Source organism: Oceanobacillus saliphilus (assembly GCF_023522835.1).
GTDB lineage: Bacteria > Bacillota > Bacilli > Bacillales > Amphibacillaceae > Oceanobacillus > Oceanobacillus saliphilus.
In genome coordinates this window covers 39880-51384 of record NZ_JALCZU010000004.1, presented here as the reverse complement: position 1 = coordinate 51384, position 11505 = coordinate 39880, and the positions used below count along the sequence as shown (strand labels likewise).

Genomic DNA, 11505 nt, shown 5'->3' with positions numbered 1-11505 from the left:
TTAAAAATTTAGATTTGATATATACTCGCAACTAGTGATGAAGAGCGATTTACGAACGGATGGCAACGTTTTGTATCCCAGTGTAGAATGACGAATGTGAATGAAGCAGAGGTGTTCAAAGGGTACGATTTCATAAAATAGGATGAAATTGTGCTATATTCTTCTATTGACAATAGTGCCGTTAGTGTCCATAATAATAGCAACAATATTGAACGGTAATGAAGGATTAGTACGTGGGAATGGCTATGAAAGAGAGCGGGATTTACGAGCTGAAAGATTCCGTCATAGTAAACCTGCAGAACCTGCCTTCAGAGTCCCATGCCAAAACATGGGCGCGTCTCCAGCGTTATGGATTTGAGCGGAATGCGCATGCATTCAAGTAATGGTGGTACCGCGGAAGCAAAGTTCTTTCGTCCTTATAAATAAGGATGATTGGGCTTTTTTTGCAAGTTATAAAGAATAAACTTTCTTACTTGCATCCGTGCAACGAAGACTGTCACCATAAAGGGTTGGTAATGTCAAGTTTTCTAATATTTATAAATTTTAATGTAGGGGAAATGAATGATGAGCAAAAAACGAATCGTAGTTAAAATAGGGAGCAGTTCTTTAACAAACGATAGAGGTGAAATTGATCAGCAGAAACTAGAAGATCATGTTCATGCACTGGCTGCACTTCGTAAAGCAAATCATGAAGTGATCCTTGTGTCATCCGGTGCAGTTGCAGCAGGTTTTGCAAGGCTGGGCTATTCCTCGAGACCAGTTACTCTGAAAGGAAAGCAAGCCGCTGCAGCTGTTGGTCAAAGTCTGTTGATTCAAACATATATTGAGAAATTCAATGCGTACCGTATTACTGCAGCACAACTGCTTTTAACTAGAAGTGATTTCTCCAACCAGGAACGGTACAAGAACGCTTACGCCACCATGATGGAGCTACTTGCGAGAAATATTTTACCAATTATCAATGAAAATGATACGGTTTCAGTTGAAGAATTGACTTTTGGAGATAATGATATGCTATCTGCATTGGTGAGTGGATTTGTCCATGCTGATCAGTTGATCATTTTAACGGATATTAATGGAATTTACAGCGGAAATCCAAAAACAGATCCAACTGCAGTGAAATATACTGTGCTTGAAGCCGTTACAGAGGAAATGATCGGTTTCGCTGATACGACCGGATCTAAAGTTGGAACCGGTGGCATGAAATCAAAACTGATGGCTGCCAAAGCTGCATCCTCACTAGGTATACCTGTTTTTATTGGAAGTGGTGAAGGAAGGGAAAAACTTCTTCATGTCTTAAATGGAAAAGGTAATGGGACCTATATTTCAGGTCATCGAAACGGCGCTATCAATACGAGAAGACAATGGATTGCAATCCACTCCGAAACAATGGGGAAATTGTCTGTTGATGAGGGCGCGGAAAAAGCGATTTTATATAACGGCAGCAGTCTACTTTCTCCAGGTGTTCTTAACGTTAGCGGCACATTCCAAAAAGGGGATGTCGTACAAGTCTATTGTGCAGATCGATTGCTTGGCAAAGGCCAGGTGAGTTGTTCATCGGATGATTTGAAAAAATGGATTGATAGCCGTATGGAAAATGGAATGGATATCATTTTACCTACTATAGAAGTCATTCATCGTGATGGATGGGTGGAAGCAAAGAAAATAGGGGAGGAAATATAAAATGAGTGAAGTTATTCAGAAGGGTAAGGCGGCAAAAATCGCAAGTTATTCTATGACAGGAGTGACTACGGAAGACAAAAACGCTGCATTGCAATTGATTGCGGAACAATTGATAGCCGATCAGCAAACGATTCTGGAAGAAAATAAAAAGGATCTTGTGGAAGGAAAAGAAAAAGGGCTGACCCAATCGGTACTGGATAGGATCATGCTGAACAAAGAAAGAATTGAAGGAATTGCTGAAGCTATTGGCCAGGTAATTGAACTTGATGACCCAATCGGTGAAGTTCTCTCAACAATCGAGAAGGATAATGGCCTATACATTCAAAAAAAGCGTGTGCCAATTGGTGTTGTTGGTATTATATATGAGGCAAGGCCAAATGTAACTATCGATGCAGCTGCACTTACTTTGAAAACAGGAAACGCCGTTGTTTTAAGAGGCAGCTCTTCTGCAAGGCATTCAAACATAGCCCTTGTAAAATCGATTCACCGTGCATTAAATAAGAGCAATATTCCAGTGGATGCAATTCAGTTAATCGAGGATACGAGCCGGGAAACAGCGAAAGAACTATTCCGCTTAAATGAGTATCTTGATGTACTGATACCTAGAGGTGGGAAAAACTTAATCGATACAGTTGTCAGGGAGGCTTCTGTGCCTGTGATTGAAACGGGTGCGGGGAACTGTCATGTATATATCGATGAGACTGCCAGACAGGAAATGGCTGAACAAATTGTACTGAATGCAAAACTCCAGCGTCCATCTGTCTGTAATGCGATTGAATCCTTATTGATCCATCCGAAGTGGTTTCATTCTCACGGTGAAAGTCTATTGAAAAAACTGAAAGAGGAAAATGTGGAAATATATGCGGAAGAGCAGGTCAGAGAAGTTTTACCACAAGCTAATCAAGCGACTGAAGAAGACTGGTATAAAGAATATCTCGGACTTGCGGTCAGTGTCAAAATAATTGATAATGTGGCAGAAGCAATTGAACACATTAATAAGTATGGCACAAGACATTCGGAAGCAATCATTACAGAGAACGACTCAAATGCACATATGTTTTTACAGAATGTAGATGCTGCTGCTGTGTACCATAATGCATCAACCCGGTTTACAGATGGATTTGAATTTGGATATGGTGCTGAAATCGGAATCAGCACTCAAAAACTGCATGCAAGAGGACCGATGGGATTGCAGGCACTAACATCAAGTAAATTTTTTATAAAAGGGAACGGACAAATCAGAAACTAAAAAGTAAGTTTGACAAATTTAAGGGGAGTGCCTGTAATCGATGGCATAATCCCCGGCAATTAAACATGGGTCGGCAACGTTTCTACAGAACATCTACACTATCATCTCGCTAGAAGGGGTCTTATTGTCATGGAAATCATACGACTTAATAAAATGGACCAATTAAAAGAAGTCCAATATCTCGAAGAAACAGTCTGGAAAGAGCCATCAATCCCATTGCATCAAACGTTTACAGGATTAAATAATGGAGGAATCATTTTAGGGGCTTATGATGAGGACAGAATGATAGGTTTCCTTTACAGTTTTCCTGGTTTTGATGGAAAAAATGCTTATCTATGTTCACATATGCTCGGAATATTACCGGAATATCGAAATGCAGGCATCGAAAAAAAGATGAAGATAGAACAGGCCATCCTTGCAAAGGAAATGGGTTATGAAATGATTACGTGGACGTTTGACCCACTGCAAAGTGAAAATGCCCATTTTAATTTGCATAAGCTTGGAGCGATAGGTACTGATTTTAAAGCGAATACATATGCCAATTTTAATGATGAATTCAGTAAGAGTATTCATTCAGACCGGATACAGATTATGTGGGACATCAGGGAACGATGTCAGGTGAAAGAGCCGGTTCACCTAGATGAAACAAAAATATTACTTCACATGAATTCAGACACTGCACCGGTCATTACCGAAAATTATTATCAACATTATCATAAGCAAAATGATGTTTGGTTTGTAGCAATTCCAGCAGATTATCAAGCAATCAAGCAGCGTGATTCTGCACTTGCCAATAACTGGAGAGAAGCAACAAAAACAATTTTAAAAAGAATTTTTGATGATGGATACCAGGCAAACGATTTTATTATTACCGGATATGATTATAACCTCTATGTATTTACGAAATAAATTTAAAGCAACTATCCGTTTAAGTCTTGAAATGGATAGTTTTTCATATGTATTTTAAGGAGAGAGATGATGTCCATACCTATTATGCAATTGAAATTGCACAAGCTGAATATGAAGTTGAAAGAGCCATTCCGTACAAGTTTCGGTACGTTTCAGGATAAGGAATTTTTCATTACAGAGGTAATTGATGTTAAGGGCAATCATGGCTATGGTGAATCAGTAGCATTTTCAAGTCCCTGGTATACAGAGGAGACCGTGAAAACAAGCTTGCATGTCATGGAGGACTTTCTTATTCCCATTTTAAAGGAAAATGAAATTAGTCATCCTGATCAAGTCTCCGAATTGTTTCAACCAATCAAAAGAAATAATATGGCCAAATCGGCCTTGGAAGGTGCCGTCTGGGATTTATATGCAAAGCGGGAAAATCAAAGCCTTGCAAAAGCCCTTGGGGGAGAAAAAAATGAAATAGAAGTCGGTGTTAGTATTGGAATCAAACCTACCGTCCAAGAGTTGCTTGATACGATACAGGAGTCTGTAGACGAAGGCTATAAACGTATAAAAATCAAGATTAAGCCAGGATGGGATTTGGATATTTTAAAAGCGGTCAGAAACAAATTTCCCGATTTACCTATGATGGCTGATGCAAATTCAGCTTATAGCCTAAAGGATATTGGCCATTTGCAAAAATTCGATGAGTTAGATCTGATGATGATTGAACAACCACTTGGATCTGACGATATTGTGGACCATGCAAAACTGCAATCCGAGTTGAAAACACCTATTTGTCTCGATGAAAGTATTCATTCCTTGGAAACCGCGAAAAAAGCGGTAGAACTTGGTAGCTGTAAGATTATTAATATTAAAATTGGGCGTGTTGGAGGACTTACCGAAGCTAAAAAAATACATGATTTCTGTATGGCGAGAAATATTGCTGTTTGGTGTGGAGGTATGCTTGAATCTGGCGTTGGCAGAGCTCATAACATAGCGCTGACAACGTTAAATCAATTTGTATTACCCGGTGATACAGCAGGTTCTTCGAAATATTGGGAAAAAGATATTATCAAACCGGAAGTTGTTGTAGAAAATGGAATCATCCAAGTACCCGAACAGCCGGGGATAGGATATGAAATGGATGACACAGCAATGAATGAATATGTAGAGTGGACGAAAGTTTTCCATTTCTAATAGGTATTTATAGCGAACAGCATAAAAAGAAAAATGCTGTTCGCTAGTTACATGTGCTATCCCCAGATCTCTTTTGCAAGATCGGCAATATATTTCAATTTTGCCCACTGCTCATCTTCTGTTAATTGATTGCCGTGATGTGTGGAGGCAAATCCACATTGTGGGCTGAGGCAAAGCTGTTCTAATGGAACGAATTCGGAAGCTGCTTGGATACGTGATTTAATTTCTTCCTTATCTTCAAGTTTGCCTGATTTAGAGGTAACCGCACCGATGACCACACGTGCTCCACCTTCTGGTACATAGTGAAGTGGTTCAAAGCTACCGGAACGATCATCGTCATACTCAAGGAAAAATCCATCTACATTCCCTTTTGCAAATAATGTAGGAGCGATTTCTGCATAGCTTCCAGTGAAAGCCCATGCGGAACGGTAATTTCCCCGACATAAATGGATGGTTACATATAAATCTTCCGGTTTCGCTTCCAATGCGCCGTTTATAACACGAACTGCCAGATCGATTAATTGCTCTCTTGAATATCCATCGTCAATTAATTGGAAGTCTGGAGATGAAAGACCTGCAATATATACATCATCCAACTGTAAATAACGTACACCAGCATCATAAAAAGCTTTGACTGCATCTTGGTATGTTTTTATAATATCGTTGGCAAATTCTTCGATGTCCGGATAGATGGCCGGATTCCGGATTCCTGCTTCAAATAACTGATTGGGACTCGGAATGGTTTGTTTTGGAATTGCGCGACCACCAACAATTTCTTTAAAATCAATAAAATCTTTTACGAAAAAATGTTCTTGGTTAAATGAGATTTTTCCAGTGTTTCGAATATGATGTTTATCTGTTTCAATACCATCGAATATATAACCCTTTTCCTTTTCATAGCCTTCAATACCATTTAAATTTTCCAGGAAATCAAGATGCCACCAGCTGCGGCGGAATTCCCCATCTGTAACTGCCTGTAAACCTACTTCAATTTGCTTGTCCACAATTCGCTTGATTTCTATTGTTTCCACTTCTCTTAATGCTTTTGCAGAAATTTTCCCGTCTTTAAAATCCTTTCTTGCCTCATGTAACTTATCGGGTCTAAGAAAGCTTCCTACATGATCTGCCTTAAATGGTGCCTTCACTAATGTTTTTGTCATTTTATTTCCTCTTTTCTGATATATAATGGTTGGTTTATTGCTGCGTTTTAGGCTGGGATAATCTCTCCCAAGTAACTGGAATCCGTAAGACTACCACCTCAAAGAAATCAAGATTCAATGAAATTCCTAGTTGGCCATAAGTCTTGATGGAGGGGAGTTACCCTGTAAATACTAAAAAACCCTCTTCCAAAGAAAAGAAGAGGGTTAGACGTCATGACTAATTTCTCTTCTTATCTTCAAGCAGTACACTACTTCTGGAATTGGCACAGTACTTTTTCAAGTCTGTTGCCGAGGTATCAAAGGGCCAGTCCCTCCACCTCTCTGGATAAGAAAAATTACGTATGAAGTTAGTTTGTTAATAGACACATTACAACTAAATTTCTATGATGTCAATATGGAAATCGGAAAATCTATTTTATTTTGAAAGATTTACCAATTGAACCTGATTTGTAATTTCACCGTCTACAATGAAAATAAAAGGAGTAAGTCGTTACGACAGATGTGTTGTTTATAGCCGAACTCCTTTATCAGGGTTATGATGGTCCTTTTGGTTTTCTAAACACTTTTATTTACTAGTCTAGAACACTTGTGAATTAATCATGAGATGTTCAGACAGAGATATTTGTCTTGCAATTAATAGGAGTAACGATAAAATAACATTATGGTAGAATGCATGGGGATTTCTAAAAAAGGGGAAAGTGATATGCTAATTAATGTAGTTGAGAATATAGATAAACTTGTCGTTCGCTTTCCTGGCGGGATGAGAGAAGTAAATTGCTATCTTTTGAAAGGTGATAATGGCTATACGGTTATTGACACGGGTACATATACGAAGGAAGCAATGGATACGTGGAAAACATTTTTGGAATCAGGTGTTGTCGTTGAAAAGGTAGTATTAACACATACGCATCAGGATCATATAGGTCTTGCTAAATGGTTTCAAGAGCAAATTGGTGTGCCCGTTTTCACTTCCAGACGAGGCTATACGGAAATGCTTAAAGGCCGCAACTTCAAAAGTTCCAAAGAAAAGTTGGACGGGCTTATTAAAAGACATGGTGGAGAAGGCCTCCCTGATCGTTTACATGATGATTCTATTATTTACGATTTTGAGCCGGATGGGTTTTTTGAAGAAAACGATATCATCCAGCTTGGCAATCATGATTATAAAGTAATATGGGCTCCCGGTCATGCGCCGGATCAATACATGTTCTATCAAACGAATCGAAAGGTCATGATCGTAGGTGATCATATATTAAATAATATTTCACCTGTAATCGGTTTGTGGAATGGTGAGGAAACAAACCCAATGAAAGAATACTATCAGTCTCTAGAAATTTTGAAAAATTACCCAACTGAGATTGCTCTCCCCGGTCATAGCGAGGTAATACTGGACTTTGACTCAAGAGTTCAATGGATCAAAGACAGACATGATTACCGCCTCGACCAGCTTCTAGGTTATATGACCGAAAATGGGAAGAGCGCAAATGAATTGAGTAAGGAAATATACGGTCCAATCAATCCGGCTTTTTTACTAAGCCCATTTATGGCAACTCTAACACGATTAATTTATTTGGAGTCATTAGGGTACATACGAAGAGTGGAAGAAAACGGCAAGGTGTTATTTGGTAGTTTAACTACATGATCCAGTAACCGTCGGCATCTATTCGGGTGGTAGTCTTGTGAAAACGACGAGATAAAGCGTAATGAAGCTATAATCAGAGAATCTATGATGTGAATGGATTCATGAAAAAAAGAGAGAAATTTAAAAACAATAGGTGATTCTATCATGTATAAAAACTCAGACAGATTTTTAACAGCATTCAATCGAATTGAAAAAGAACTGAAATCGATGCTTATGAAGAAGGAGCTTGGGTTCTCCAGAGCCGTGAGAGTGCTGCAGAAATCGAACGCAATTATCAAACAGTATACGGATGACCTGCTGGAATTTGCAGAATTACGCAATGCCATTGTCCATAATCGACTTGATATGGCTTTTGTGATCGCTGAGCCTCATGATTCTGTAGTGAATCGTATAGAAAAAATTGAACAGGAACTTACCCAACCGAAGAAAGTTGATCCGCTCTTTATAAAAAGAGTGATAGCTTTTCAGCAAAATGATCCGTTATATCATATTCTGGATGTGATTAATCATAAAGGTATTACCAAATTTCCAATTTATAATGGAGATGATTTTCAAGGATTGGTGACACATAAAGGTATTGCCAAGTGGCTTGCAAGAAGAACAAAAACAAACACGGGACCTTTGTTTGAAACAAGTATCATGGAAGTCCTTCAGGGTGAGAAATTTGATAATTACAAGTTCATATCAACCGGGACATCTGTTTACGAAGCAATGGAAATTTTTAGAGAACAGATTGGAAATGGAAATCGCCTGGAGGCATTGCTCATAACTGAAAATGGAACTTCCAAGGGAGAACTGCTAGGAATCGTAACAAACTGGGATATAATGGAAATTTAAGAAGTGTACTAGTATGGTAAGTTGCAAGTATGAATAAATTCAATTATTCATTACATTAGCCTGCAATCCCAATAAAGGAGGGAAATCGATGAATTTCGTATCCATAGATTTTGAAACAGCAAACGAAAAACGCCACAGTCCATGTGCAGTGGGGCTGGTAGTTGCCAATGAAAATCAAATAATTGATGAGTTTTATAGTTTAATCAATCCACTGACGGATTTTCGTTCATTCAATACATATATTCATGGGATCACGGAGGAGGATGTGGAAGATGCTCCTACATTTGCAGAGCTGTGGCCGACCCTTCATACCTATTTAGCCGATCATTTGGTAGTTGCTCACAATGCAAGCTTCGATATGAGTGTCATCCGTAATACGCTTGATTATTTTAAGCTGCCATATCCATCGATGGACTATCTGTGTACGGTGAAAATAGCCCAGCAGATTTGGCCGGAACTGGATAATCACAAATTAAACACACTTGCATTGCACCATGAGATAGATTTTGAACATCACCATGCTTTGGAAGATGCCAGGGTAGCAGCAAAAGTTTTTATGAAGGCAATAGAAGAATATCAATCAGAATCGATGGAAAACTTTCTGAATGTGTGTCATTTAACAAAAGGGAAAATTTATGAGCGAGGTTATACGCCACCTAAAACTAGAAAATTAGGTTCTCACAAAGCCTTTCGATGACAGCCTTCGTTGCACGAATGGATATCGGAACGTTTTTATACTTTCCGATTGCAATAAAGAAGCAGAAGGCTATCGCTATCTGAATGAATGCAGGACGAAGCAACTAACGCTTCGTCCTTTTCATTCGACAAATTTCGGGGAGTGACAGGCACCGTTTCGGACTATCTTTTTTCGACGAATAGCAAGATGAGGGTTGCGAGTGGTCCTAGCAATAGTGAAAGTAAAAACCAGTTGATGCCTGTTCTGTTTTTCCCTTGTGCCAACCCTGCATTGATTAATGCCAAAGTTCCCCACCCAACAAAATATCCATTTTCCATAAAATAATTCCCCTTGTTTAAATTTTCTCTTAATTATTACTAGTATAGCAAAATAAGGCATTCGAAAGAAGGAGTCGTACTTCTTGCTATTCATAGTTATCTGAAATAAAATAAAAAAAAGAATATTCAGCATGAATCCGCACCATTTAATTCATTTAAGGAGTGATGGAATGAACAGTGAAGCAACAGTACAGGATGAACTTGCTAAAATGTTGGATCGCGCAAGAAGGAATACATTAGGTGATTTGCTAGCCCGTACTCGTGATCGAATGCCGAATAAATTTGCAATCGCTTACAATGATAAACGGCTAACCTACTCTGAATTGGATGATCTCGTAAATCAAACTGCACAAGCGTTTTTAGACGATGGAATGAAAAAAGGGGATTTGGTAACGGTCATGTCCAAGAATAGCCTGGATTTTGTCTTGGCAAATTTTGCATTGGCACGGATTGGTGCTGTCATGATTCCGATAAACTATATGCTGACACAGGAGGATGTCCGATATATTCTGGAACATGCTGAAGTCAGTGGGCTTATTGCATCTGAGGAATATGCACGCGTACTTGATCAGTCGGCTGGACGGATGGAGATCAAGCATCGTTATTTGATGGATGTCGACATCGATTATCATAGTGAGCTTTCTTCATGGAAAGCACTTTCCAAAGTACGTCAAGGCCAATCAAAAGAATTTGTGGATGCTGAGATTGCTGATGATGATCTGGCACACGTGCTGTACACTAGTGGCACAGAATCGAGACCCAAAGGTGTTATGCTAACACATAAAAGCATTATTAGTGAATATGTAAGTACCATTATTGATGCCAAAATGGAAGCCAATGATGTGGCTATCCATGCCTTGCCACTTTATCATAGTGCCCAACTTCATGTATTTTTAGGCCCCGGAATATATATCGGATCGAGCGGAATTATATTGGGAGCAGCAAGTCCTGAACTTATTCTTAAAACAATTGAGGAAGAAAAGGTGACGCAGCTTTTCTGCCCGCCTACCGTTTGGATTGCCTTGCTTCGTCACCCTGATTTTGAAAAGCGTGACCTGTCATCCTTAAAAAAATGTTATTATGGTGCAGCTATTATGCCGAGAGAAGTTATTAAGGAACTCACGGAACGTTTACCAAATGCAAAATTATGGAATTGCTATGGTCAGACGGAAGTGGCACCATTAGTTACGGTACTGCAGCCGGAAGATCAATTAACCAAATTAGGATCAGCAGGAACTCCAATTTTAAATGTCCAAACGAAAATTTTCGATGATGAAGACGAGGAGGTGCCTCGCGGGGAAATAGGCGAAATTGTTCACCGCACCCCGCATGCGATGAAAGGATATCTCCATGACCCTGATAAAACCGCTGAAGCTTTCCGGAATGGTTGGTTCCATACTGGTGACCTCGGCATCATGGATGAAGATGGCTATATTACTATAGTGGACCGAAAAAAGGACATGATAAATACCGGTGGAGTGAATGTTTCCAGCAGAGAAGTTGAAGAAGCAATCTATCAGCTGGAAGGAGTTTCGGAAGTAGCTGTTATAAGTATTCCAGATGCTTATTGGATTGAAGCTGTAACAGCTATAGTTGTGCCGAAAGATGGTGCAAACCTGTCCCAAGATGATGTTATCGAGTACTGCAAAGGAAAACTTTCAAAATTCAAGATTCCAAAATATGTGGATTTCACCAAAGAATTACCGAAAAATCCGAGCGGTAAGGTATTGAAACGTTCGCTGCGGGAGCAGTATGAAGGTTTAGGTAGCAAATAATCCTGAGTGTGAACGCTGTGATAGCCACAGCGTTCTTTTTTAATATTCAAT

10 protein-coding genes and 1 riboswitch are annotated in these 11505 nt (G+C 39.2%); of the genes, 8 read left to right on the top strand and 2 right to left on the bottom strand.

Annotated elements, in window-relative coordinates; genetic code table 11:
* The first annotated feature begins 564 nt into the window (after positions 1–564).
* The 4 genes from proB (at position 565) to menC (ending at position 5026) form a co-directional block, all read left to right on the top strand.
* Positions 565–1683 carry a glutamate 5-kinase gene (gene proB / locus MN204_RS08290; protein ID WP_249870620.1) on the top strand — a complete coding sequence of 373 codons (1119 nt, stop codon included), beginning with the start codon at positions 565–567 and terminating at the stop codon, positions 1681–1683.
* 1 nt (position 1684) lies between these two features.
* On the top strand, positions 1685–2932 hold the full coding sequence (locus MN204_RS08285; RefSeq protein ID WP_249870619.1) for a glutamate-5-semialdehyde dehydrogenase: 1248 nt from the start codon (positions 1685–1687) through the stop codon (positions 2930–2932).
* Positions 2933–3061: 129 nt separating this feature from the next.
* Positions 3062–3841, top strand: coding sequence for a GNAT family N-acetyltransferase (locus tag MN204_RS08280; RefSeq protein ID WP_249870618.1), 780 nt, complete (start codon positions 3062–3064; stop codon positions 3839–3841).
* Positions 3842–3910: 69 nt separating this feature from the next.
* Positions 3911–5026, top strand: a complete 1116-nt coding sequence (gene menC / locus MN204_RS08275) for an o-succinylbenzoate synthase (protein WP_249870617.1) — start codon at positions 3911–3913, stop codon at positions 5024–5026.
* Positions 5027–5082: 56 nt separating this feature from the next.
* Here the strand turns inward: menC and MN204_RS08270 are convergent, their stop codons facing one another.
* A complete protein-coding gene (locus MN204_RS08270; protein WP_249870616.1) occupies positions 5083–6186 on the bottom strand; it encodes a 5-methyltetrahydropteroyltriglutamate--homocysteine S-methyltransferase in 1104 nt (367 codons plus the stop codon).
* 227 nt (positions 6187–6413) lie between these two features.
* Positions 6414–6518, bottom strand: a riboswitch (SAM riboswitch).
* 371 nt (positions 6519–6889) lie between these two features.
* Here MN204_RS08270 and MN204_RS08265 point away from each other — a divergent pair.
* From MN204_RS08265 to MN204_RS08255, 3 genes are all read left to right on the top strand, one after another.
* A complete protein-coding gene (locus MN204_RS08265; protein ID WP_249870615.1) occupies positions 6890–7828 on the top strand; it encodes an MBL fold metallo-hydrolase in 939 nt (312 codons plus the stop codon).
* A 144-nt stretch (positions 7829–7972) separates the two neighbouring features.
* Positions 7973–8665 (top strand): CBS domain-containing protein, encoded by a 693-nt coding sequence (locus MN204_RS08260; RefSeq protein WP_249870614.1) that lies wholly within the window; start codon positions 7973–7975, stop codon positions 8663–8665.
* 88 nt (positions 8666–8753) lie between these two features.
* Positions 8754–9362 carry a 3'-5' exonuclease gene (locus MN204_RS08255; RefSeq protein ID WP_249870613.1) on the top strand — a complete coding sequence of 203 codons (609 nt, stop codon included), beginning with the start codon at positions 8754–8756 and terminating at the stop codon, positions 9360–9362.
* Positions 9363–9523: 161 nt separating this feature from the next.
* Here the strand turns inward: MN204_RS08255 and MN204_RS08250 are convergent, their stop codons facing one another.
* Positions 9524–9679 carry a hypothetical protein gene (locus tag MN204_RS08250; RefSeq protein WP_249870612.1) on the bottom strand — a complete coding sequence of 52 codons (156 nt, stop codon included), beginning with the start codon at positions 9677–9679 and terminating at the stop codon, positions 9524–9526.
* Between the two features lie 170 nt (positions 9680–9849).
* Here MN204_RS08250 and MN204_RS08245 point away from each other — a divergent pair, with 170 nt between their 5' ends.
* Positions 9850–11454 carry an acyl-CoA synthetase gene (locus tag MN204_RS08245; protein WP_249870611.1) on the top strand — a complete coding sequence of 535 codons (1605 nt, stop codon included), beginning with the start codon at positions 9850–9852 and terminating at the stop codon, positions 11452–11454.
* Positions 11455–11505: the final 51 nt, after the last annotated feature.